Here is a 22,223-nt window from a genome sequence, read left to right as displayed (position 1 = left end):
AGCATGCAATACGAATCTGAAGCGACCCAATTTTTAAGCCAGCTTAAAAATGAACGCCCCCACCTGGAAAACGAACAGCAAAAAGTCCGGGCCCTGCTGTGGGACAAACAACTGGATCGCAAGCTTCATGAAGGCTTCAAAGAAGCCAAAGTGGCTCAGAAACCCTACGTGTATCAAAGCAAATAAAGTGCAGCCACTTTGAGCAGCGAACTCGCCGACATCAGCGTACTGAACCCCAACGACAGCACACCGGACACGGTAGATGGTGTTGGACTTGCTCGCTTGTATGGTGCTCCGCTGTTCAACATGCCGAAGGACTTGTACATTCCGCCCGATGCGCTGGAGGTATTCCTCGAGGCATTTGAAGGTCCACTGGACTTGTTGCTGTACCTGATTCGCAAACAGAACTTCAATATTCTCGACATTCCCATGGCGGAACTGACCCGCCAGTACCTTACATACGTTGAAGAAATTCGCACGCGTAACCTGGAACTGGCTGCAGAGTATTTACTGATGGCCGCCATGCTGATTGAAATCAAATCGCGCATGCTATTGCCAGTCATACCCAAGGATGGTGAAGAAGAAGCCGAAGATCCGCGTGCCGAACTGGCCCGCCGCCTGATTGAATATGAACAAATGAAACTGGCGGCCCAAGACCTCGACAAAGTGCCGCTGGTTGGCCGAGATTTCTGGATTGCGCACGCCTTTCATGACCCCAACACGGTTGAGCGCTTTCCCGATGTAAACCCTGACGAATTGCGCGACGCCTGGCAAGCCATATTGCGCAGGGCCTCGCTGGTGAAAGCCCACACCATTTCACGTGAAGAATTGTCGGTGCGTGAGCACATGACCATGATTCTGCGTCGCCTTCAAACTCAAAAATTCGTTGAGTTCTTTGACATGTTTGATATCGAGCGCGGCGTGCCCGTGGTGGTGGTCAACTTCATTGCGATGCTTGAATTGACCCGCGAGGGCTTGGTGAAGGTAACCCAAGCTGAGCCGTTTGCGCCCATCTATGTGCGTCTTGGCTATGAGGCCACGGGTGGTAGTGGCGCTGAAAGCATCATTCCAGCCTAAAGCACACACTTATTCACAGCGCTTACTCAGTAGCATGCACAGCCAGATTACTGCGCGCGATGTTAGATTTGAGTGCTACACCGCCTTGCCGGCTTTGCAAGGCTTCCCGGCGGATTCACAGCGAGGGGCGGTTCCGCCAGGAATCGATGCGAAGACGCCAAAGCGTTTCGCATGCCCCGAGCAAGAAGCATCAAGCCGGATAAAGAAGCATTGCTTAGGCAAGGTGATGTGGCACTCGAAACTAGCGAGCAGCCACGCACTAACTGCAATGCTGCCAGTTAGCCGAAGAAGTCCTTCACCTTGTCCATCCAGCCCTTCGCCCGTGGTGAATGCTTGTCACCATCTGCTGTGCAAGACTGCTCAAACTCCTTGAGCAATTCTTTCTGACGTTCAGACAAACGCACCGGGGTTTCCACCACAATGTGGCAGAACAAATCGCCTGGATATGAAGAACGCACGCCCTTGATGCCCTTGCCACGCAAACGGAATGTTTTTCCGGTCTGTGTTCCTTCAGGAATATCAAATGACGCCTTGCCACCCAGGGTGGGCACTTCAATGGTGCCGCCCAGCGCAGCAGCGGCAAATGAAACCGGCATTTCGCAATGCAAGTCGTCACCATCACGCTGAAAAACAGCATGTTCTTTCAGGTGTACTTCCACATACAAGTCACCCGCTGGGCCACCGTTCACACCAGGCTCACCCTTGCCGCTCAAACGGATTCGCATGCCATCGTCGATACCGGCAGGTACTTTCACTTCCAGTGTTTTGTTGGTTTTCTTGCGACCCAAACCTTCACAATCGTGACAGGGGTGAGGAATCATTTTGCCCGTGCCGTGGCACTTCGGGCAGGTTTGCTGAACACTGAAAAAGCCTTGCGTCATGCGCACCGCACCCGACCCACCGCAGGTGGAACAGGTTTCAGGCTTGGTACCGGGCTTTGCACCACTGCCGGAACAGGTACCGCAGTTGTCCCACACCGGAACACGAATTTGCGTATCGAAACCCTTGGCTGCCTGCTCCAGCGTAATTTCCATGTTGTACTTCAGGTCTGAACCGCGGTACATCTGCGACTGGCGAGATCCGCCTCCACCAGCGCGACCACCAAAAATATCACCAAAAATGTCGCCAAAAGCGTCTGAGAAATCCGAGAAACCTCCAGCACCAGCGCCACCCATGTTGGGGTCAACACCCGCATGGCCGTGGCGATCATAAGCCGCACGCTTCTTGGAATCAGTCAACATTTCATAGGCTTCTTTGGCTTCTTTAAATTTGGCCTCAGCATCCTTGCTATCGGGGTTGCGGTCAGGGTGATACTTCATGGCCATTTTCCGATAGGCTTTTTTCAGCTCATCGTCTGTGGCATTTTTTTGTACACCCAAAATCTCGTAGAAGTCCCGTTTTGCCATGTCAGTCTCAATTCATGCAGCGGTTTGTTAAACACTGCTTTTATTCGTACAAAAAGGGCTTCACTGAAAAACCGCAAAATTTGCAGCCAGCCAGTGTGCCCTTGGTTTCAAGCGAGGCCCCGCAAGGCGCCCCGCAACCCACATTACTTGTCTTTCACTTCCTTGAAGTCAGCATCCACTACATCGTCTGCATCATCTTTCTTGGAAGAAGACTGCTGCTCAGCATCACCTGGGTTGGCACCGGCAGCGGCACCTTCTGCAGCTTGCTGGGCTTGCATGTCGGCGTACATTTTCTCACCCAGTTTCTGGGCTGATTCGGCCAACTCTTTGGTACGGGCATCAATGGCGTCTTTGTCTTCGCCCTTGGCTGCCTCTTCCAAAGCCTTGCATGCCGCTTCAATTTTTTCCTTCTCGCCCGCTTCCAGCTTGTCGCCATACTCACCCAGGCTCTTGCGGGTGCTGTGCACCAGCGCATCGGCCTGGTTCTTGGCTTCAGCCAGTTCACGGCGCTTGGCATCGTCGGCCGCATTGGCTTCGGCATCTTTCACCATTTTCTGGATTTCGTCCTCAGACAAACCCGAGTTGGCCTTGATCACAATCTTGTTTTCTTTGCCAGTGCCTTTGTCTTTTGCAGACACGTGCAAAATACCGTTTGCATCAATGTCAAAGGTCACTTCAATTTGTGGCACACCGCGTGGTGCGGGTGGAATACCTTCCAGGTTGAATTCGCCCAAGCTCTTGTTGTCGTTCGCCATTTGGCGCTCACCCTGAAACACCTTGATGGTCACGGCAGGCTGATTGTCATCGGCAGTCGAAAATACCTGGCTGAACTTGGTCGGGATGGTCGTATTTTTCTCGATCATCTTGGTCATCACGCCGCCCATGGTTTCAATACCCAAGGACAACGGCGACACATCCAACAACAGCACGTCTTTGCGATCACCACTCAGCACGGAACCCTGAATTGCTGCGCCGGCAGCCACAGCTTCATCGGGGTTCACATCTTTGCGCGGTTCTTTGCCAAAGAAGTTCTTCACTGCTTCCTGAACTTTTGGCATGCGGGTCATACCGCCCACCAAAATAATGTCATCAATTTGCGAGGTGGACACACCAGCGTCTTTCAAGGCCATTTTCATGGGCTCAACAGTGCGGGTAATCAGGTCTTCAACCAGCGCTTCCAGCTTGGAGCGGCTCAACTTGGTGGTCAGGTGCACAGGGGCGCCATTGGCCATCGCAATGTAGGGCTCGTTGATCTCTGTTTGCTGTGAAGAAGACAGCTCGATCTTCGCGCGCTCGGCCGCAGCCTTAATGCGCTGCAAAGCGATTGGATCTTTGGACAAATCAACACCGTTGTTCTTTTTGAACTCGTCGATGATGTGGTCAATAATGCGTTGGTCGAAGTCTTCACCGCCCAGGAATGTGTCACCGTTGGTCGACAACACTTCAAATTGCTTTTCACCGTCGATGTCAGCAATTTCGATAATGGACACGTCGAATGTACCGCCGCCCAAGTCATACACGGCAATCTTGCGATCGCCCTTCTCTGCCTTGTCCATACCGAAAGCCAAGGCAGCGGCAGTGGGTTCGTTGATAATGCGCTTTACATCCAGGCCTGCAATACGGCCTGCATCTTTGGTGGCTTGGCGCTGGCTGTCGTTGAAGTAAGCAGGCACGGTAATTACAGCCTCAGTCACTTCTTCGCCCAGGTAATCTTCAGCGGTTTTCTTCATTTTGCGCAACACTTCTGCTGACACCTGTGGGGGCGCCAGTTTTTGGTCACGTACACCAACCCATGCATCGCCATTGTCGGCTTTCATGATGGTGAAAGGCATCATGTCGATGTCTTTCTGCACTTCTGCATCTTCAAATTTGCGGCCAATCAAACGCTTCACCGCGTACAGAGTGTTCTTTGGGTTGGTCACAGCTTGGCGCTTGGCAGGCGCACCCACCAGAATTTCGCCGTCTTCCATGTAGGCGATGATGGAAGGGGTTGTACGCGCACCTTCCGAGTTTTCGATGACTTTGTAGCCACCGCCTTCAAATACTGCTACGCAAGAATTGGTGGTACCCAAGTCAATGCCAATAATCTTTCCCATGAATTTCTCCGTGATTTCTAAATTCAGTAATGTTCTGTTAAGCCTGATATGGGGCTAAAGCCCTTCAGTTCAAGGGGTTTTTCAACCCACTTTGTAAAATTTATTGCGCAACTTATTGTGCAACTGAGACCAAGGCCGGGCGCAGCACGCGGTCATTAATCAAATAGCCCTTTTGCAACACCGCAACCACATGGTTAGGCTCCACGGCCGGCTCAACTGAACTGCCCGGAACCATGGCCACTGCCTGGTGCTGATTGGGGTTGAATTTTTCGCCGATTGGGTTCAACGCCACGATTTTGCCGCGCTCAAAAGCAGCCTCGAGTTGGCGCAAAGTTGCGGCCACGCCATCTTTCAGAGCTTCGGGGGTTTGATTTTCAACAGCCAAGGCCATTTCGAGACTGTCGCGAACTGGCACCAATGATTCTGCAAACGACTCGATAGCGTACTTGTGCGCTTTGGCGACGTCTTCTTGCGTGCGGCGACGAAGGTTTTCCATGTCAGCGGCCAAGCGAAGGTAAACCTCTTTGGACTTCTCAACTTCAAGGTGCGCATTCTCCAAAGCAGCCTTCAAAACTGATATTTCGTCTTGGGGCGCTTCTTGTTGTACCACCTGCTCGGTTTCATTTTGGGTCTGCGCGCCGTGCTGCTGACCTTCTGGGGCCTGGGCAGACGCTTGCTCGTCTGTGGTCGGCTTTCCAGTGGGCTCTGACATGTCTTTTCCTCCATTAAAATTCAAAAGAGGCGACAAGTCTTTACCTGTCACCCCTACTCTGTTCGACAAATGGGGACTTGAACGCGAATTTCAAGCCCCCAAGCAGCAATATTTACCATTTTCCCAATAGGGATTATTGAGCACCCATCTCCAAAGCCAGTTTGCGGCTCTCGGCAAGCTCTTGCGCCATGGATTCTTCGTAACCCATGTCCACAGGCCAGCCTTGCATGTGTTGCGCAGTGATTTCCGACAACATGGCTGCAGACAGATCACTGTCGTTCAGGCAGGCGATGTAATGAAACTCGCCACCACCAGCATGCTGAAAATCTTCGCGGCCTTCCTGGTTAATTTCCTCAAGTGTTTCAAGGCAATCGGCCATGAAGCCGGGGCACATTACATCGATTCGCTTGGTACCGGCCTGCCCCAAGGCTTGCAAAGTTTTGTCGGTGTAGGGCTCAAGCCACTTGGCTTTGCCAAACCGGCTTTGAAAGGTAACCCGGTAATTGCCTTTTTCCAGCCCCAATTCTTCACCGAGCAACCGTGCGGTTTTATAACATTCGCAGTGATAGGGGTCGCCTTTCAGCAAAGTCATTTCTGGCACACCATGAAAGCTGAACAGCAACACATCGCCCTGATCAAAATTGGGTTTGCCATTGGCTAGCCAGTGTTTGCGCACGCTTTCAGCAAGGGCATGAATATAAGCGGGGTGGTCATGGTAGTGCTTTACCAATCGCAATTCGGGGATATTGCGCACGGGCTTGGCCCAATCGAATACGGCGTCGAATACCGAAGCTGTGGTGGCCGCCGCATACTGAGGATACAAAGGAAACACCAGCACCCGGTCGTAGCCGTCTTTGCGAAGCTGATCCATTCGGCTTGCCACAGAGGGATTGCCGTAACGCATGGCCAAATCAACCCGAACGTCCCAGCGTCGAGCCTTGAATGCCTCGCTCAGAACTTTCACTTGGCGCTTGCCGATCGCCAGCAGCGGCGAACCTTCATCGGTCCACACGGTGGCGTATTTGGCCGCTGATTTCTTGGGGCGAAGCTGCAAAATAATGCAGTTCAAAATAATCCACCAGATCAACCTGGGAATCTCAACCACGCGCGGGTCTGATAAAAACTCTTTCAAGTAGCGACGCAGGGACGGCGTGTCTGCGTTGTCCGGGGTGCCTAGGTTGACGAGTAAAACCGCTGTTTTCTGGGGCGTGCCGTGACGAAATGGGGCTTCGGTGCGCATGGGTACTACCTATTGAACATCAAGCCTGAAAGTATACCCAAAGCTGGCTGTCGGGGTGGCTCGCCCTACTCTGGATCCGACAAAGCCGATGACACCAGCTTCGATGTGATGTCCACAATCGGAATCAATCGTTCGTAGGCCATGCGTGTCGGGCCGATCACCCCCAAGGTGCCCACCACCTCACCATTGACATGGTAAGGCGCTGAAATCACACTCATTTCCTCCATCGGCACCAGGCTTGAATCGCCACCGATGAAAATTTGCACTCCCTCAGCGCGGTTTGAACTTTCAAGTAGACGCAGCAAGGATGTTCGCTGTTCAAACACACCGAACATCTTTTTCAGCCTTTCCATATTGGTCGATAAATCCGACACGTCCAACAACTTGCGTTCGCCAGAAAGCAAGACCCCGTCAGACTGACTTTCCTCAGCTTCCGTACCTGCATTCACCGCAGCCTGCATCAACTTGCTGATGTCCTGGCTAATTTGATGCAACTCTTCCGACAACCTTTGTTTGGCCTGCTGGAAACTCAAACCCGCGAAATGCTGGTTGAAAAAGTTCGCAGCCATGGTCAATTCGCTTTGGGTGTAAGGCTTTTCAACAATCAGGATACGGTTTTGCACATCCCCATCGGGCGTCACGATAATTAGCAACACCTTTCGATCAGACAAACTCAAAAATTCAACATGACGAAACAGTGCCGCTTTTCTCGGTGCGGTAATAACCCCGGCAAACGACGAAAGGCTGGACAGCAAATTCACCGCCTTGTTCAGAACGCGGTTGGGGTCCTCACGCTGGATACCACCACTCAAAGCGGTTTGAACATCGATCGCCAAGGGTTTTACCGTGAGTAAAGAATCCACAAACATACGGTAACCCTGCGGCGTGGGCATTCGGCCTGCCGAAGTGTGTGGCGAGACCACCAGGCGCAATTCCTCGAGATCCGCCATCACATTGCGAATGGTTGCAGGACTCAAATCCAGTGTGGAGTACTTGGACAAAGCCCTTGAACCCACCGGTATGCCCTCTGTGATGTACCTTTCAACCAATGTTTTCAATATGGAACGGGCGCGTTCGTCTATCATCAATGTCACTTCAAATGCGTGTTGCGATACGATTGGGTCTCAGGCTTCACTTTACGACAAAAACAGGGAATCAAGAATGCCGAAACAGAAAGGGATGTGCATTGCTGTGTTTGCCAAACATGGCGCCTCCCCAAAACAGGCCATTTGGCGAAGCGTTGTTGACTTGCTGGCCGCCAATGCATTCCACGTACTGGTTTGCGATTCCATGTTAAGTGGAAGTTCGTCAAAAAACTCGAAGCCTGAATATGATCAAGCCAATTTCGAATTTGCGAATTTGTCCCTGATCAAGAAAAAAGCAAAAATTGCAGTCATTATTGGCGGTGACGGCACTTTTTTGGGCACGGCCCGAGAACTGGCCGATTCCAACATTCCCTTGATTGGAATTAATCAAGGACGCCTGGGTTTTCTCACTGACATTCGCCTGGACGATATCGACCCCACATTGATTGACACCATCAACGGGCAGTCTGTGTCAGAAAACCGCGCCTACCTTGAGGGTCAAATTTTAAGGCAAGGCAAAGTCGTTGAGAATCACATTGCCCTGAACGACATTGTGATCAGCCGTGGCATTGTGGGCGGCATGGTTGAGCTGCGTGTAGAGGTAGACGGCACGTTTATGTACGACTTGCGCGCAGACGGACTGATTATCTCGACGCCAACAGGCTCAACTGCGTATGCACTTTCAGCCGATGGCCCCATACTTCACCCTAGCCTCGCTGGCCTGCTGATTGTGCCGGTGGCTCCGCATGCGCTGACCAATCGCCCCATTGCCCTGCCCCAACACAGCACAATTGACATCATTGTGACGGGCGGCAAGCAAACCGGCGTGCACTTTGACATGCAGTTCAACGGTCGAGCAAAAGTAGGTGACCAAATTCGGATTAAGGTGTCACCACACCCCATCCGGCTTTTGCACCCGGCACGCTATGATTATTTTGCAATGTTGAGGCAAAAACTGCACTGGAGTGCAAGCCCCACAGAAGCCCCCCACAAAACTCGAGGACTTAGAGACAGCGGCCATGCTAAGTAGTTTGACCATTCAGGATTTCGTTATCGTCGACAAACTCGACTTGCACTTTGAACCAGGCATGTCTGTGCTGTCTGGTGAAACCGGCGCTGGCAAATCAATTTTGATTGATGCCCTGTCGCTTTGCCTGGGCGCGCGTGCTGATGCATCACAGGTTCGCGAAGGTTGTGAGCGCGCCAATATCACTGCGGTGTTCGAGATTAACCCCGCCGCCAAAGCCATTCTCGATGAGCAATCGATTGACTGCAGCGAGGGCGAAATGCACTTGCGACGTGCCATTGAATCGAATGGCCGATCCAAGGCTTATATCAATGGCACACCCGTGCCTGCCAGCACACTGAAAGAGTTGTCCGAAACCTTGATCGACATTCATGGTCAACATGCTTTTCAAACGCTGGCTAAGCCGGGTGAGCAACTTCGCCTGCTCGATGACTTCGGTCAGCACAGCGCCCTGGTTCAGGCCACCGCGCAAACTTATTCTGTGTTGAAAAATGCGGAAAAGGCGCTGAAGCAAGCTCAGAGTAGTCAGGAAGACAGGGCCGCACGCATCGAAAACCTGCAATGGAAACTAGACTCGTTAAGCAAAGTAGCCCCAAAAGCAGGCGAATGGGAAGTTCTAAGCAGCGATTTTGACCGTTTAAGCCATGGCGCAGAATTGATCGAGGGCACCCAACATGCAAGTGACGTGCTGTCACAAAATGAAAATGCCCTGCTCGACCAACTTACCCACATAATCGAAAAACTAAGCCACTTAAGTACCCGCGACCCGGCTCTTGAGGGCGTAGTGAAAACGCTATCCGAAGGCGAAATACTGGTTCGAGAGGCCAGCTACGATTTGGGCCACTACTTGAAACACAGCGATCTTGATCCAGACACCTTGGCCGAAGTCGAAGCACGCATGTCGCTTTGGCATGAAACGGCAAGGAAACTACGCATTCAACCGGAAACACTGCACACTGAAATGGAAAGTGTTCAAGCAGAGATCAAAGGACTCGAAGAAGGTTTCGATCTTGAAAAGCTTCAGAAAGAACTCAATGCAGCCCGCCAAGCCTATGAAAAACTGGCCAACGAATTAAATAAAGCACGCAAAAACGCAGCGCAAACCCTGTCCACACGGGTTACAGAATCGATGCAAACACTGAGTATGCAAGGGGGTGTTTTTGTGGTGGATGTCGCCAAGGGCGAACCCTCCCCCAAGGGCAGTGACCAAATCGAGTTCCGCGTGGCCGGGCACCCTGGCGTGACACCCCAAGCCATCCAAAAAGTCGCATCGGGTGGTGAACTGGCGCGAATCAGCCTGGCGATTACCGTCAACACTGTTGAAAGCACCCCCGTTCCTACTTTGATTTTTGATGAAGTGGACAGCGGCATTGGCGGTGCGGTGGCTGAAACCGTGGGGCGCTACCTGCGCCTTTTGGCCAAAAACAAACAGGTGCTGTGTGTTACCCATTTGCCCCAGGTGGCAGCACAAGGCCACAATCACTTCCAGGTCAGCAAAGACATTTCAGCGCAAACAACACGCTCGAAAATTGTGCAACTGGAAGCCAAGGCACGGGTAGAAGAAATTGCAAGAATGCTGGGTGGACAGATAATCACCGAGGCCACGCGCACTGCTGCGCATGAAATGATCGTCTCGGCCAACAATTGATTTGATTTGGGAAAACCTTACTTGCGTCGGTTCTCGCAGTCTTTTTTGGTGCAGGAGCCGTACAGGGAAAGTGCGTGGTCATGCAGCTCGAACCCACGGTCTTTGGCAATCATATTTTGGCGACGCTCGATTTCTTCGTCAAAAAACTCAACCACCTTGCCGCATTGCACGCACACCAAATGGTCATGGTGAGCACCTTCATTGAGCTCAAACACCGACTTGCCAGTCTCAAAATGTTGGCGAGCCAGTAAACCGGCCTGTTCAAACTGCGTTAGAACACGGTAAACAGTGGCCAAGCCAATGTCCAGGTCTTCTTGTAGCAATAGCTTGTAAACGTCTTCAGCGCTCAGGTGGCGATGTTGCCCGCTCTGGAACAATTCCAGAATTTTCATCCGCGGCAGCGTTGCCTTTAAACCAATGCTTTTTAGATCCGTTGCTGTAGTCATGAGTTTGGTACCATTCTGAGGCTTAATCGAGTTCAAGTAGCTTATGATAACGCCTTTGCAGGACATGTTAGCGCACCGAATAAGGTACTCTGTTCCCACTTCACATGCGAATTCACAAAACAATGCGTATTTTACGACTGAATTTGATTCTTTGCTCGACCTTGGCCCTAGGGGTTTCCGCGTGTTCATTCATTCCGGACAACTACGTGCCCTCTTTTGTCAAACCCTACAAGTTTGATATTCAACAAGGCAACTTCGTTACCCAACAAGACGTTGCCAAGCTGCAAGTGGGAATGACCAAAGAGCAGGTACGCTTTATTCTCGGCACGCCTTTGTTGAATGACGCGTTTCATTCGAATCGATGGGACTATATTTACCGATTGTTGCGCGCCGACGGGCAGTCCACTCAATCCCGCTACACCGTGATTTTCGAGAACGAGCGCGTGGCACGCCACGGCGGTGAAAATCTGCCCGCAAGTCCAACTGACCTGTTGGGGCCCGACGCCAATACCAAAGTACCAACAGAACCCTTGCCCTCTGAAAAACCAGCCGAGGACATTAAAGATTCGGAATCCGCAGTGGGTGGCACAGACCGCGCACCCGTACTTAAATAAAAAGCCATGACCAAGCCAATTCAAATTGCAATTGCCGGCGCCAGCGGGCGCATGGGCAAAACACTGATCGAAGCCATTCTGAACCACCCCGGCTGCGAGCTCGCCGGCGCATTTGACCAGGCTGGCTCACCCGGCATTGGTCGTGATGCCGGTGACTTTATGGGTATTTCATCAGGCGTACTGGTGACCGACAATCCTGACACCGCTTTGTCGAATGCCGAGATCTTGATTGATTTCACACGCCCGGAAGGCACGCTTGAACACTTGGCACTGTGTGAAAAACACAATGTGAAAGCGGTCATCGGCACCACCGGGTTTGAACCCAAACAGCTGGAAGCACTTAAAAAGGCTGCAGAAAAAGTGGCCATGGTGTGGTCGCCCAACATGGCGGTTGGGGTAAACGCGACATTCAAACTTCTTGAAGTGGCTGCAAAAATATTGGCTCAAGGTTACGACATTGAGGTGATAGAAGCCCACCACAGCAAAAAAGTCGATGCGCCGTCCGGCACGGCACTGCGCATGGGTGAAGTTGTTGCCAAAGGCTTGGGCGTGGACCTGCAAGACGTGGGTGTGTTTGCCCGCGAAGGCATTACCGGTGAGCGCAAGACTGGCACCATAGGCTTTTCGACGATCCGTGGTGGTGACATTGTGGGCGATCACACTGTGCTGTTTGCCGGCATTGGTGAACGCATTGAAATTACCCACAAGTCATCAAGCCGCATGACCTATGCACAAGGCTCAATTCGTGCAGCCCAGTTTTTGATTGGGCATGAAAAAGGATTGTTTGACATGCAAGACGTGTTGGGCTTGAAAACTTTGTTTTAACCTAAAGCGAAACTGTAGTAGATTGCTGTAAGCAACTGTATAGTCAAGTTAAAATACCAATAACAGCAACCCTCGGGACTTATTACCCGAAGACGGAGCCAGCCAATGACGCAATCACTGCTTGCGAAACTCGACGAACTTCAAGTCAAAGTATCCAGCCTGGCCAAAGCTCTCGAGCAAAGCCGGCATGAAGAAAAATCGGGCAAGGACCAAATTGAAGCCCTGCGCCGGGAAAATGAACAGCTCCAAAAGAAAGTGAATCACGCACAGGGTCAAATTAACCAAATGCTGAACCAATGGTTCCCTGAACTTGAATTGAATTCGGAGGAATAATTGGAAGCACTTGACGTCAAGATCATGGGCAGGGAATTTCGCATTGCCTGCAAACCCGAAGAGCGAGCTGCCTTGCAGCAAGCCGTAAATATTGTAGAAACCAAAATGTCGAGCATTCGCAACACCGGCAAGGTGGTGGGACTCGATAAAATCGCAGTCATGGCCGCTTTACAGATCGCGCATGAATCGCTCGTAGGAAGTAATCCTTCTAACCCGGTTTTAGGACTGGACATTGAGACGATTGAGCGTAAAATCGAGGCTATCGAGCAAGTGGTCGACGGCAGTTTGAACAGCACAAACCCAAACAAGCCGAAGAACGTTGATTTGTTCGAATAGAGAATTTTGCTTTATCTCTGCCGTGTCTGTATTGGCCAGCATTCCGTGAACCAATATTTGTGATCCCGGTTGCGGATTTTTCAGGGTCGGTGTGATTCCCTCTTAGTCAGGGAAACCTAAAGACCCTAATACTGCGACCCACTTGAACCTTAGGTTCAGGGATCGGGCCAGTATGGCATCGGCAGAGACCCCACACCGGGGCGATTGAACCCACGTTCAATCGCCTCTTTTTTTATTCATTTCAGCTTAACAAAGTATTCCAATCACCATGTTCGATCCGGTTTTTATAGTTTCACTGCTTGTATTAGGGGTAGTCAGCGGCGTGCTGGCTGGCTTGCTGGGCATTGGTGGCGGCATGCTGCTGGTACCTTTTCTCACCTTCCTCATGGTTAGCCAAGGCGTACCCGTAGACCATGTGGTGCACTCCTCAATCGCCACATCGCTGGCCATTATCATGTTCACCAGCATTTCCAGCATGCGCGCGCACCACAAGGCAGGTGCGGTACGGTGGGACATCGTGAAATTCCTCACACCAGGCATTCTGGTTGGCGGATTCGTAGGTTCCAAGGTGGTGTCATATTTGCCCACCAAAGAACTGGCCCTGGTGTTTGGCGCGTTTGTCATTTTTTCCGCTTATCAAATGTACGCGGACAAGAAACCCAAACCCACACGCACATTACCGGGCAAGCCCGGGCTGGCTGCTGTTGGTGGCGTTATTGGTGCGGCATCGGCCATCGTGGGTGCAGGTGGCGGTTTCTTGTCAGTGCCATTCATGGTGTGGAGCAACATCAACCTGCGCAATGCGGTTGCCACCTCTGCTGCATTGGGCTTTCCCATCGCAGTATTTTCAAGTATTGCCTATGTAATCAATGGTCAACATTTGCAAGACATGCCCGCCGGTTCATTGGGGTATGTGTATTTGCCCGCGGTGGCCTGCGTAGCTGCCATGAGTGTGCTGTTTGCACCCTATGGTGCAAAACTGACACACACGCTGCCGGTTAAAAAGATCAAACGCATTTTCGCCTTGCTACTGGCCTTTATTGCTTTGTCCATGATTTACAAAGCCGTTACCGGCTTTTAAGCAGCCCCGCTCTTACTTGCTTCGCTTACTGCCCTTGCCCACCTTGGCTTGGGCAGCTTCAAGTGCAGTCATGGTCTCAAGCCCTGTCGGTTTGTTTCTTGACCAGGCCAACAAGGCAAAACCGCTCAAAATCATGGGTACACACAACCACTGCCCCATCGACAAGCCCAAGGACAAAATACCCAAAAAGCGGTCTGGCTCCCGGGCGTATTCAACAACAAAGCGGGCGGCGCCATAACCGATCAAGAACCAGGCCGATACAGCCGCACGCGGACGTGGCTTGCTTGCAAACCACCACAGCCCGATGAACAGGGCAATGCCCTCCAGGCTCATTTGGTACAACTGCGAAGGGTGGCGTGCAATGGCGTCGCCGGCTTGGGGAAACACCACTCCCCACTAACCGTCTGTAGGGCGACCCCACAACTCACCATTAATAAAGTTGCCCAAGCGGCCAAGGGCCAAGCCAATGGGTACGGCCGGCGCAACGAAATCCATGACATCGAAAAACTTTCAGCCTTTGTAGGTGCCATACAAAAAACAAACCAGCAACACGCCTAGAAAGCCACCGTGAAACGACATGCCGCCTTCCCAAATTGCGAGAATTTCGCCTGGGTTGGCCATGTAATAGTCGGGCTTGTAGAAAAATACATAGCCCAACCGGCCACCCAAAATAACCCCCAACACTGCCCAGGTCAGCATATTGTCTACATCAGCCATTTTGATGGCTGGAAACAGGTGTAACCGTCGCTTGGCCAGCATGATGAAGGCCACAAAGGCCAATAAATACATCAAACCGTACCAGCGAATGGCCACAGGGCCGATCGAGAGCGCAATGGGATCGAATTCAGGATGTACAAACATGGAATGCCCGGAATGTAAAAAACCGTTCAATTGTACTGCCCTAGGGACTACCCTTTGATGAATGAGCACCTTCCTGTACCCAGCGGAGCATCATAAAATGGTAAATTCTCGTTTTGAATCCAAATCCACCTGCGAGCTTTTGCAATGAGCATCAATCGACGTTCCAAGAACATCACCCAGGGCGTGGCCCGTTCGCCCAACCGCGCCATGTACTTCGCCATGGGTTACAAAGACGAAGACTTCAACAACCCCATGATTGGCATTGCCAACGGCCACTCCACCATTACACCTTGTAATAGCGGATTGCAGCCCCTGGCCGATGCCGCGGTGAAAGCCGTCAAGGAAGCTGGTGGCAATCCACAAATTTTCGGTACCCCCACCATTTCCGATGGCATGAGCATGGGCACCGAAGGCATGAAGTACTCCCTGGTAAGCCGTGAAGTCATTGCCGACTGCATTGAAACCGCAGTACAGGGACAATGGATGGACGGCGTGCTGGTAATCGGTGGCTGCGACAAGAACATGCCAGGCGCCATGCTGGCCATGGCCCGCATGAACATTCCGGCCATCTTTGTGTATGGCGGCACCATCAAGCCCGGGCGCTACAAGGGTAAGGATTTGACCATCGTGTCGGCTTTCGAGGCTGTGGGTGAGTTCACTGCAGGCCGCATGAGCGAAGAAGACTTCAAGGGCATTGAGAAAAACGCCTGCCCAAGTTCGGGTTCTTGTGGTGGCATGTACACCGCCAACACCATGAGCTCGGCATTCGAGGCGCTGGGTATGAGCCTGCCCTATTCCAGCACCATGTCCAATATTGATGCTGAAAAGGTGACTTCCACCACCGAATCCGCCCGGGTGCTGATCGAGGCTGTGCGCAACGACTTGAAGCCCCGCGACATTATCACCAAAAAATCGATCGAAAATGCCGTGGCTGTTTTGATGGCAACCGGCGGCTCCACCAACGCGGTGCTGCACTTTTTGGCAATTGCCAAAGCCGCCGATGTTGCATGGAGTTACGAAGACTTCGAACGTGTTCGCCTGCGTACGCCTGTAATTTGTAACTTGAAGCCGTCTGGCCAATATGTGGCCACTGACCTGCACGATGCAGGCGGTATTCCACAGGTCATGAAAGTTTTGCTGGACGCTGGCTTGCTCCATGGCGATTGCATCACCATTACCGGCAAAACCATTGCGGAAACACTGGCTGACATTCCTTCAGTGCCACGCGCCGATCAAAACGTAATCATGCCGATTGAAAAAGCCCTGTACAAGCAAGGCCACCTGGCCATTCTGAAGGGCAACCTGGCGCCTGAAGGCGCCGTGGCGAAAATCACTGGTTTGAAAAACCCGGTAATTACTGGCCCAGCCAAAGTGTTCGACGACGAACAAAGCGCGATGGACGCAATTCTGGGTGACAAGATCAAAGACGGCGATGTGATTATTCTTCGCTACCTGGGCCCCAAAGGCGGTCCTGGCATGCCTGAAATGCTGGCACCCACATCGGCCATTATCGGCAAGGGTTTGGGCGAAACAGTGGGCTTGATCACCGACGGTCGTTTTTCAGGCGGCACATGGGGCATGGTGGTGGGTCACGTTGCACCCGAAGCCTATGTGGGCGGCCCAATTGCACTGATCCATGAAGGTGACTCCATTACCATGGATGCACACCAAAAGCTGCTACAAATCAATGTAAGCGATGAAGAATTGGCGAAGCGCCGCGAAAGCTGGGTGAAGCCGAAGCCACGCTACACAACCGGTGTACTGGCAAAGTTTGCAGCCTTGGCCAGCAGTGCCAGCAAGGGCGCCGTAACCGATGGCGACCTGGATTTGTAAAACTCTTCTGTGCTTTATCTAAACGGAAAACCCCGGCGCTGGCGTCGGGGTTTTTTGTTTTGAAAATGCCTTATTCTTGCCTCCAACTGGCGCATCCTGAATTGTTGTCGACGAACATCCAAACCAAGCCAGGGCTCAAAAAACTCAAACCAACAAATTGCCATGAGAAAAGGCACCGCAATGGAAAACCATTCCCAATTGCTAACAGGATGTACACCGCCAAGTTTCATTGTGAGCAAAAGGATGCCCAGAAGGATAAAAACCATGCTGTTTCACATGACAAACAACCGTGTTGTCTGCCAAAATGACGCCCGAGACGTTATTAATGTGATAACTGTAACAAAGTGAGGAGTTCAGTATGATCAAGCAAATGGGTGTCTTGGCAATTGCAGCCACCATGGTTGCTCTACCGTTGTCTGCCAGCGCCGATGAAGCATTGGCCAAGAGCAAAGCCTGCTTGGCCTGCCACCAAGTTCAGAAAAAAGTAGTTGGCCCAGCGTTTAAAGACGTGGCTGCCAAGTACAAAGGTCAAGCAGGTGCAGAAGCAATGCTGGCCGGTAAAATTAAAAATGGTACCAAGGGTGCCTGGGGTCCAGTTCCCATGCCCGCTCAAAACGTAACTGAAGAAGAAGCCAAGAAATTGGCGGCCTGGGTACTGACTCTGTAAGAAGTTCTCCGGTGTATCTTAAAAAAGCCAAGGTGTTGCGCCTTGGCTTTTTTTATTTGGCGTGCACGAATCAGTTCACCACTTTCACAGGAAACTTGCCTTGAGGACCATACGAATTCAAGGTGACCGCAGCGTTTAGCACATCGCCCACTTCGTCAAAGGCAATGGTACCAATTACACCGTCGTAACGTATGTCTTTCAGCTTCGGTAAATATTTTTTCGGATCTGCTGACTTTGCATTTTTCATGGCCATGCCCATGGTCATTACTGCATCGTAGACAAACGGCGCATACACCTGAATGTCAGTCTTGAATTGGGCCTTGAATCGCTTTTCAAATGCAGGGCCACCCGGCATTTTGCTCAAGGCCATACCGCCCTCGGCGCACAATACATTGGAGCCCACGTTGTCTCCGCCCAAACGCATCAATTCAGCCGTGCAAATACCGTCGCCACCAATTAACTTGGCCTTGATGGACAGTTGCTTCATTTGGCGCAGCATGGGCCCTGCCTGCGCATCCATACCACCATAAAAGATCACGTCAGGATTCACGCGTTTGACCGAAGTAAGAATGGCTGCAAAGTCAGTGGCCCTGTCATTGGTGTAATGCCGCCCAAGTACTTTGATGCCTTTGGCCTCCAGTTGCTTGGTGAAAATATCAGCCAAAGGTTGCCCGTAACCCGTGCGGTCATCGATCACCACCACGCGCTTTGCCTTCATCTCGTCGACCGCGTATTTCGCCAAGGCAACCCCCAATACGCCATCGTGCGCAATTACCCTGAATACAGACTCAAAACCCTGTTTTGTGATTTTTGGCGTGGTAGCCGAAGGAGTAATTTGCGGAATGCCGCAATCGTAGTAAATACGGGAAGCCGGAATTGTAGTGCCACTGTTTAAATGCCCGACAATTCCATTGACCTTCATGTCGCACAATTTTTGCGCCACAATTGCACCGGTTTTCGGGTCGGCGGCATCATCTTCTGCAATCAGCTGAAATTTGGCAGTACCGCCATCCAACTGAATTTTCATTTTGTTCAAATCGTCAATTGCCAACCTTGCGCCCGATTCGTTGTCTTTGCCATAGTGCGCCTGCGGACCGGAAAGCGGTGCAATGTGCCCAATCTTGACCAACACTTCCTTGGCGCTGGCCATACCACCTGTAAACGTCAGTAACAAGGGTGCAAGCAACACGGCTTGTTTCAAATGCCGGGAACGGGAAAGGTTCATGACCACCTCCAACTTATTTTTATGATTGATTTATGCAATGTAGCATCTAAACCGGTAATTGGTTTGCCTGTCAATTAACTGACTTCTTTCTGAAAAATTTCGCAGTACTTTCGCGCGAATTGCTCTATTCTTTTTCCGACACACCTTATTTCAACTGCTTTGGCGTACATGGATATTTTTGCGCAACAACTGATCAACGGCTTGGTGCTGGGCAGTATTTATGCCTTGGTGGCACTTGGATACACCATGGTTTACGGCGTATTGGGCTTGATCAATTTTGCACATGGCGAAGTCGTCATGATCGGCGCCATGGTCGCTTTCAGCGCCATTACTGTGTTTGTCGGCATATTTCCAGAAACGCCTGGCTGGATACTTTTCCTGGTAGGCGTACTGTGCGCAGTGCCCGTGTGCATGTTGGTCAGCTTCTTAATTGAACGCTTTGCGTACCGTCCCTTAAGAAATGCACCACGCCTTGCCCCTTTAATTTCTGCAATCGGCGTATCAATTATTTTGCAAACTCTCGCCATGATTATTTGGGGGCGCAATTACCTGATATTTCCAGCCACCTTACCCACAGACCCCATCGTTTTACACACCTTTGCACCAATCGCAGAAAGCGATTATGAAAGGATTGTTTCCATCACCCCCGTGCAACTTCTTATTGTTGTGGTGTCGGCTGCGCTTATGTTTGGCCTTACCTACACAGTGAACAAAACCCGTCTGGGCAAGGCCATGCGTGCCACATCCGAGAATCCGCAACTGGCCGGTCTTATGGGAATCAACGCAAATTCAGTGATCGCCGCAACCTTCGTCATTGGTGCAGCTTTGGCGGGTGTAGCCGGTGTCATGGTGGCAGCCAATTATTCAGTGGCCCATTTTTACATGGGCTTTTTACCTGGGCTAAAAGCCTTCACGGCTGCAGTACTTGGCGGCATTGGCAACATCTATGGCGCCATGTTGGGTGGTCTGCTTTTGGGAATTGTCGAAAGCCTTGGTGCCGGTTATTTGGGCCAATTAACCGGCGGCTTTCTGGGTTCTCACTATCAGGATATTTTTGCCTTTGCCGTGTTGATTTTGGTGCTCACCCTTCGACCATCCGGTCTGTTGGGCGAAAGGGTGTCGGATCGCGCATGAGCAAATTGTCCAACCGCCATCAACAAATCATTGGATTTTTGCTGGTTGCAATCGCACTGGCTGCTTTGCCTTGGGTAGCAGGTTTAATTGGTAACAGCTGGGTTCGCATCCTGAACATTGCATTGCTATATGTGATGCTGGCCTTGGGCCTGAATATCGTGGTTGGCTTTGCCGGGTTACTCGATCTGGGTTACATCGCTTTTTATGCAGTAGGCGCTTATGTTTACGGTTTGCTCGCCTCTCCCCATTTAACGGATAACTTCGAAACCATTGCCGCGCTGTTTCCAGAAGGCCTGCATCTTTCGATCTGGCTGATGATTCCCTTGGGTGCATTGATCGCTGCAATTTTCGGTGTGCTGCTCGGTGCCCCCACGCTTCGACTGCGGGGCGACTACCTGGCAATTGTTACCTTGGGGTTTGGCGAAATCGTTCGACTCTTTTTGAATAACCTGAATGCACCTGTCAACATTACCAATGGTCCGCAGGGCATCAACATGATTGAGCCTGTTCAAATAGCAGGTGTTCGCTTTTCACGCACGGTCGATATTTTCGGCATCGATGTGCCAGCACTTCACCTTTACTACTACTTGTTTCTGGCACTCACGCTGATCATCATCGTGGTGTGCATGCGCCTGCAACACAGTCGAATTGGCCGCGCATGGACAGCGATTCGAGACGACGAAACCGCAGCAAAATCCATGGGCATCAACACCCGCAACATGAAGCTGTTGGCCTTTGCGCTGGGTGCCTCGTTTGGTGGTGTTGCGGGTGCCATGTTCTCTGCCTTCCAGGGCTTTGTCAGCCCGGAATCTTTTGGCTTGATGGAATCGATCATTGTGCTTTGCATGGTGGTACTGGGTGGCATGGGCCACATTCCAGGTGTAGTTTTAGGCGCATTGTTGCTGGCTGGTTTCCCTGAAATTCTTCGACAAGTGGTTACCCCTGTTCAAGAGTTTTTATTTGGCACCGTGCTGTTGGATGCAGAAATTCTGCGCTCTCTAATTTACGGCCTCACCATGGTCTTGGTAATGCTGTATCGCCCTGAGGGGCTTTGGCCACAACGCAAATGAGCACAACTTTGTTTAGCGCCACTCACCTTAAGAAAAGTTTCGGCGGCATTGCAGCTGTCGATGATGTCAGCTTGAGCATTCAGGCAGGGGAAGTTGTCGGACTGATCGGTCCGAACGGGGCTGGCAAAACCACCTGTTTTAACTTGATCACAGGGTTGTATATGCCCGATGGCGGCCAGCTGGCATTTAAGGGAAAAGTCTACAAACCAGCTTCACCCCATGTGATTGCGCGTATGGGGCTGGCACGGACCTTTCAAAACATCCGCTTGTTCAAAAGCATGACGGCGCTTGAAAATATAGCGGTAGGGATGCACGGCAAAACACGTCAAGGTGTATTGGGTGCGGTGCTTCGCACCCCGGCGCAGCGCCGTGAGGAACAACACATTCAACAACGGGCCGAGCATTGGTTAAATTACGTTGGCATTGGCGCTTACGGCAATCACCTTGCGGGGCAATTGTCCTACGGCGATCAGCGACGCCTGGAAATAGCACGGGCCTTGGCCAGCGAACCCGCACTGCTTGCTCTGGATGAACCAGCCGCGGGCATGAATGCAAGCGAGAAATTGAAACTGCGTGAGCTATTGCTTCAAATTCGAGAGGACGGGAAATCGATATTGCTGATCGAACACGATGTCAAACTGGTCATGGGCATTTGTGATCAGGTGACTGTGCTCGACTACGGCAAAGTCATCGCCCAAGGTACACCAGTACAAGTCCAGCAGAACCCTGCCGTGATTGAAGCCTATTTGGGAGGGCTTCACCATGGCTGAAGCCATGCTCCACATTCAAGGCCTTACAGTGGCCTATGGCGGTATTCAAGCGGTCAAAGGTTTAAGTTTTCAGGTACAGCAGGGGGAACTGGTGTGCCTGATCGGTTGCAATGGAGCAGGCAAAACCTCGACCATGAAAGCCATTGCAGGCCTTCTGCCATTTCAAGCCCTCACTGCCAGATTCAATGAAACGATCGACCTGACAACCCTGCCTGCGCACCAAAGGCTGCCCAACGGATTGGCCCTGGTACCCGAGGGTCGAGGAATTTTTACCCGAATGACAGTACTTGAGAATCTTGAACTGGGCGCCAACACACGCCTTCAGGCCGGTGTACCCAAGGCACAAATTCTTGCTGATCTCGAGAAAATGCTGACTCTGTTCCCACGCATCAAGGAACGACTGAAACAATCCGCGGGAACCTTGAGCGGCGGAGAGCAACAAATGCTGGCGGTGGCCCGCGCCTTAATTGGAAAACCCAAGTTACTGTTACTGGACGAGCCCAGCATGGGCCTGGCCCCCTTGATGGTCGAGAAAATTTTTGAAGTCATTGAACAGGTGCACCGTGAAGGCATGACAATTTTGCTGGTGGAGCAGAATGCGCACATTGCCTTGCAACTTGCCAACCGCGCTTACGTGATGGACTCAGGCTTGATCGAATACGAGGGCCTGGCCAGTGAGTTGATCAATGACCCCAGAATTCGTGAAACTTATCTGGGACAAGTGTCGCAATAAATCG

23 protein-coding genes, 1 other RNA gene and 1 pseudogene are annotated in these 22,223 nt (G+C 51.6%); 16 read left to right on the top strand and 9 right to left on the bottom strand.

All coding sequences use genetic code 11. The annotated features are described in order from the left end of the window. Nucleotides 1-3 precede the first annotated feature (3 nt). Together P0D43_RS09340 and P0D43_RS09335 are read left to right on the top strand one after the other, a co-directional pair. Entirely contained in the window at nt 4-186 is a 183-nt protein-coding gene (locus tag P0D43_RS09340) for a DUF3460 family protein (RefSeq protein ID WP_394672260.1), read from the top strand. Between the two features lie 12 nt (nt 187-198). Next, the gene (locus tag P0D43_RS09335) at nt 199-1,077 is read left to right on the top strand and encodes a segregation and condensation protein A (protein WP_394672259.1); all 879 of its coding nucleotides are present in this window, start codon (nt 199-201) and stop codon (nt 1,075-1,077) included. Nucleotides 1,078-1,355: 278 nt separating this feature from the next. Here P0D43_RS09335 and dnaJ read toward each other — a convergent pair whose 3' ends face one another. The 5 genes from dnaJ to hrcA form a co-directional block, all read right to left on the bottom strand. Continuing rightward, the gene (gene dnaJ / locus P0D43_RS09330; RefSeq protein WP_159568694.1) at nt 1,356-2,483 is read right to left on the bottom strand and encodes a molecular chaperone DnaJ; all 1,128 of its coding nucleotides are present in this window, start codon (nt 2,481-2,483) and stop codon (nt 1,356-1,358) included. Nucleotides 2,484-2,626: 143 nt separating this feature from the next. Continuing rightward, complete coding sequence (gene dnaK, locus P0D43_RS09325) at nt 2,627-4,579, bottom strand: molecular chaperone DnaK (RefSeq protein ID WP_394672258.1); 1,953 nt, start codon at nt 4,577-4,579, stop codon at nt 2,627-2,629. A 112-nt stretch (nt 4,580-4,691) separates the two neighbouring features. Continuing rightward, nucleotides 4,692-5,291: a nucleotide exchange factor GrpE gene (gene grpE / locus P0D43_RS09320; RefSeq protein ID WP_159568696.1), complete on the bottom strand. Its 600-nt coding sequence runs from the start codon at nt 5,289-5,291 to the stop codon at nt 4,692-4,694. A 133-nt stretch (nt 5,292-5,424) separates the two neighbouring features. After that, a complete protein-coding gene (gene hemH / locus P0D43_RS09315; protein ID WP_341237267.1) occupies nt 5,425-6,531 on the bottom strand; it encodes a ferrochelatase in 1,107 nt (368 codons plus the stop codon). Between the two features lie 65 nt (nt 6,532-6,596). Further along, nucleotides 6,597-7,613: a heat-inducible transcriptional repressor HrcA gene (hrcA, locus tag P0D43_RS09310; RefSeq protein WP_394673718.1), complete on the bottom strand. Its 1,017-nt coding sequence runs from the start codon at nt 7,611-7,613 to the stop codon at nt 6,597-6,599. A 79-nt stretch (nt 7,614-7,692) separates the two neighbouring features. Between hrcA and P0D43_RS09305 the strand changes: the two genes are divergently transcribed. Together P0D43_RS09305 and recN are read left to right on the top strand one after the other, a co-directional pair. Further along, nucleotides 7,693-8,646: an NAD(+)/NADH kinase gene (locus P0D43_RS09305; protein WP_159568698.1), complete on the top strand. Its 954-nt coding sequence runs from the start codon at nt 7,693-7,695 to the stop codon at nt 8,644-8,646. Beyond that, on the top strand, nt 8,636-10,291 hold the full coding sequence (gene recN, locus P0D43_RS09300) for a DNA repair protein RecN (protein WP_341237269.1): 1,656 nt from the start codon (nt 8,636-8,638) through the stop codon (nt 10,289-10,291). The genes P0D43_RS09305 and recN overlap by 11 nt, the downstream gene beginning before the upstream one ends. Nucleotides 10,292-10,308: 17 nt before the next feature. On the opposite strand, the gene fur is transcribed toward recN, so the two are convergent. Further along, nucleotides 10,309-10,737: a ferric iron uptake transcriptional regulator gene (fur, locus tag P0D43_RS09295; protein WP_159568700.1), complete on the bottom strand. Its 429-nt coding sequence runs from the start codon at nt 10,735-10,737 to the stop codon at nt 10,309-10,311. Between the two features lie 206 nt (nt 10,738-10,943). Between fur and P0D43_RS09290 the strand changes: the two genes are divergently transcribed. The 6 genes from P0D43_RS09290 to P0D43_RS09265 all read left to right on the top strand — a co-directional run bounded on the left by P0D43_RS09290 (nt 10,944) and on the right by P0D43_RS09265 (nt 13,926). Then, nucleotides 10,944-11,351 carry an outer membrane protein assembly factor BamE gene (locus P0D43_RS09290; protein ID WP_201301407.1) on the top strand — a complete coding sequence of 136 codons (408 nt, stop codon included), beginning with the start codon at nt 10,944-10,946 and terminating at the stop codon, nt 11,349-11,351. Nucleotides 11,352-11,369: 18 nt separating this feature from the next. Beyond that, nucleotides 11,370-12,176 (top strand): 4-hydroxy-tetrahydrodipicolinate reductase, encoded by an 807-nt coding sequence (dapB, locus tag P0D43_RS09285; protein WP_341237283.1) that lies wholly within the window; start codon nt 11,370-11,372, stop codon nt 12,174-12,176. A gap of 105 nt (nt 12,177-12,281) precedes the next feature. After that, entirely contained in the window at nt 12,282-12,509 is a 228-nt protein-coding gene (locus P0D43_RS09280) for a hypothetical protein (RefSeq protein ID WP_159568702.1), read from the top strand. Beyond that, nucleotides 12,510-12,845, top strand: coding sequence for a cell division protein ZapA (locus P0D43_RS09275; RefSeq protein WP_159568703.1), 336 nt, complete (start codon nt 12,510-12,512; stop codon nt 12,843-12,845). It abuts the gene before it with no gap. A gap of 11 nt (nt 12,846-12,856) precedes the next feature. Beyond that, nucleotides 12,857-13,037: non-coding RNA, 6S RNA (gene ssrS / locus P0D43_RS09270), on the top strand. Between the two features lie 76 nt (nt 13,038-13,113). Beyond that, nucleotides 13,114-13,926, top strand: coding sequence for a sulfite exporter TauE/SafE family protein (locus tag P0D43_RS09265; RefSeq protein ID WP_159568704.1), 813 nt, complete (start codon nt 13,114-13,116; stop codon nt 13,924-13,926). Between the two features lie 12 nt (nt 13,927-13,938). On the opposite strand, the pseudogene lgt reads toward P0D43_RS09265, so the two are convergent. Further along, nucleotides 13,939-14,787 (bottom strand): annotated as a pseudogene (gene lgt / locus P0D43_RS09260) (prolipoprotein diacylglyceryl transferase). A 144-nt stretch (nt 14,788-14,931) separates the two neighbouring features. Between lgt and ilvD the strand changes: the two are divergent. Further along, nucleotides 14,932-16,620 (top strand): dihydroxy-acid dehydratase, encoded by a 1,689-nt coding sequence (gene ilvD / locus P0D43_RS09255; protein ID WP_394672257.1) that lies wholly within the window; start codon nt 14,932-14,934, stop codon nt 16,618-16,620. 14 nt (nt 16,621-16,634) lie between these two features. On the opposite strand, the gene P0D43_RS09250 is transcribed toward ilvD, so the two are convergent. Further along, on the bottom strand, nt 16,635-16,886 hold the full coding sequence (locus P0D43_RS09250) for a TIGR04438 family Trp-rich protein (protein WP_159568706.1): 252 nt from the start codon (nt 16,884-16,886) through the stop codon (nt 16,635-16,637). Nucleotides 16,887-16,978: 92 nt separating this feature from the next. On the opposite strand from P0D43_RS09250, the gene P0D43_RS09245 reads away from it, so the two are divergent. Then, nucleotides 16,979-17,287, top strand: a complete 309-nt coding sequence (locus P0D43_RS09245; RefSeq protein ID WP_159568707.1) for a c-type cytochrome — start codon at nt 16,979-16,981, stop codon at nt 17,285-17,287. 70 nt (nt 17,288-17,357) lie between these two features. Here the strand turns inward: P0D43_RS09245 and P0D43_RS09240 are convergent, their stop codons facing one another. After that, the gene (locus P0D43_RS09240) at nt 17,358-18,512 is read right to left on the bottom strand and encodes a branched-chain amino acid ABC transporter substrate-binding protein (protein WP_394672256.1); all 1,155 of its coding nucleotides are present in this window, start codon (nt 18,510-18,512) and stop codon (nt 17,358-17,360) included. A gap of 168 nt (nt 18,513-18,680) precedes the next feature. On the opposite strand from P0D43_RS09240, the gene P0D43_RS09235 reads away from it, so the two are divergent. The 4 genes from P0D43_RS09235 to P0D43_RS09220 are packed head-to-tail and all read left to right on the top strand — an operon-like array spanning nt 18,681 to nt 22,219. Beyond that, complete coding sequence (locus P0D43_RS09235; RefSeq protein WP_341237271.1) at nt 18,681-19,646, top strand: branched-chain amino acid ABC transporter permease; 966 nt, start codon at nt 18,681-18,683, stop codon at nt 19,644-19,646. Next, nucleotides 19,643-20,716, top strand: coding sequence for an ABC transporter ATP-binding protein (locus P0D43_RS09230; RefSeq protein WP_394672255.1), 1,074 nt, complete (start codon nt 19,643-19,645; stop codon nt 20,714-20,716). The genes P0D43_RS09235 and P0D43_RS09230 overlap by 4 nt, the downstream gene beginning before the upstream one ends. Next, nucleotides 20,713-21,486, top strand: a complete 774-nt coding sequence (locus tag P0D43_RS09225) for an ABC transporter ATP-binding protein (protein WP_159568710.1) — start codon at nt 20,713-20,715, stop codon at nt 21,484-21,486. Before P0D43_RS09230 ends, P0D43_RS09225 begins: the two co-directional genes overlap by 4 nt. Then, nucleotides 21,479-22,219: an ABC transporter ATP-binding protein gene (locus tag P0D43_RS09220; protein ID WP_394672254.1), complete on the top strand. Its 741-nt coding sequence runs from the start codon at nt 21,479-21,481 to the stop codon at nt 22,217-22,219. Before P0D43_RS09225 ends, P0D43_RS09220 begins: the two co-directional genes overlap by 8 nt. The last annotated feature ends 4 nt before the right edge of the window (nt 22,220-22,223 follow it).

The organism is Limnobacter sp. (assembly GCF_043511195.1).
Lineage (GTDB): Bacteria > Pseudomonadota > Gammaproteobacteria > Burkholderiales > Burkholderiaceae_B > Limnobacter.
Note: the sequence above shows the minus strand (reverse complement) of the source record. Positions and strands in the feature narration are given on the sequence as shown.

What these genes read in the sequence shown, in the direction of transcription:
- P0D43_RS09340 (WP_394672260.1), top strand. Translation starts at nt 4, where the DNA reads ATGCAATACGAATCTGAAGCGACCCAATTTTTAAGCCAGCTTAAAAAT.
- dnaJ (WP_159568694.1), bottom strand. Translation starts at nt 2,483, where the DNA reads ATGGCAAAACGGGACTTCTACGAGATTTTGGGTGTACAAAAAAATGCC.
- dnaK (WP_394672258.1), bottom strand. Translation starts at nt 4,579, where the DNA reads ATGGGAAAGATTATTGGCATTGACTTGGGTACCACCAATTCTTGCGTA.
- grpE (WP_159568696.1), bottom strand. Translation starts at nt 5,291, where the DNA reads ATGTCAGAGCCCACTGGAAAGCCGACCACAGACGAGCAAGCGTCTGCC.
- hemH (WP_341237267.1), bottom strand. Translation starts at nt 6,531, where the DNA reads ATGCGCACCGAAGCCCCATTTCGTCACGGCACGCCCCAGAAAACAGCG.
- P0D43_RS09305 (WP_159568698.1), top strand. Translation starts at nt 7,693, where the DNA reads ATGCCGAAACAGAAAGGGATGTGCATTGCTGTGTTTGCCAAACATGGC.
- recN (WP_341237269.1), top strand. Translation starts at nt 8,636, where the DNA reads ATGCTAAGTAGTTTGACCATTCAGGATTTCGTTATCGTCGACAAACTC.
- fur (WP_159568700.1), bottom strand. Translation starts at nt 10,737, where the DNA reads ATGACTACAGCAACGGATCTAAAAAGCATTGGTTTAAAGGCAACGCTG.
- P0D43_RS09280 (WP_159568702.1), top strand. Translation starts at nt 12,282, where the DNA reads ATGACGCAATCACTGCTTGCGAAACTCGACGAACTTCAAGTCAAAGTA.
- P0D43_RS09265 (WP_159568704.1), top strand. Translation starts at nt 13,114, where the DNA reads ATGTTCGATCCGGTTTTTATAGTTTCACTGCTTGTATTAGGGGTAGTC.
- ilvD (WP_394672257.1), top strand. Translation starts at nt 14,932, where the DNA reads ATGAGCATCAATCGACGTTCCAAGAACATCACCCAGGGCGTGGCCCGT.
- P0D43_RS09250 (WP_159568706.1), bottom strand. Translation starts at nt 16,886, where the DNA reads ATGGTTTTTATCCTTCTGGGCATCCTTTTGCTCACAATGAAACTTGGC.
- P0D43_RS09245 (WP_159568707.1), top strand. Translation starts at nt 16,979, where the DNA reads ATGATCAAGCAAATGGGTGTCTTGGCAATTGCAGCCACCATGGTTGCT.
- P0D43_RS09240 (WP_394672256.1), bottom strand. Translation starts at nt 18,512, where the DNA reads ATGAACCTTTCCCGTTCCCGGCATTTGAAACAAGCCGTGTTGCTTGCA.
- P0D43_RS09235 (WP_341237271.1), top strand. Translation starts at nt 18,681, where the DNA reads ATGGATATTTTTGCGCAACAACTGATCAACGGCTTGGTGCTGGGCAGT.
- P0D43_RS09230 (WP_394672255.1), top strand. Translation starts at nt 19,643, where the DNA reads ATGAGCAAATTGTCCAACCGCCATCAACAAATCATTGGATTTTTGCTG.
- P0D43_RS09225 (WP_159568710.1), top strand. Translation starts at nt 20,713, where the DNA reads ATGAGCACAACTTTGTTTAGCGCCACTCACCTTAAGAAAAGTTTCGGC.
- P0D43_RS09220 (WP_394672254.1), top strand. Translation starts at nt 21,479, where the DNA reads ATGGCTGAAGCCATGCTCCACATTCAAGGCCTTACAGTGGCCTATGGC.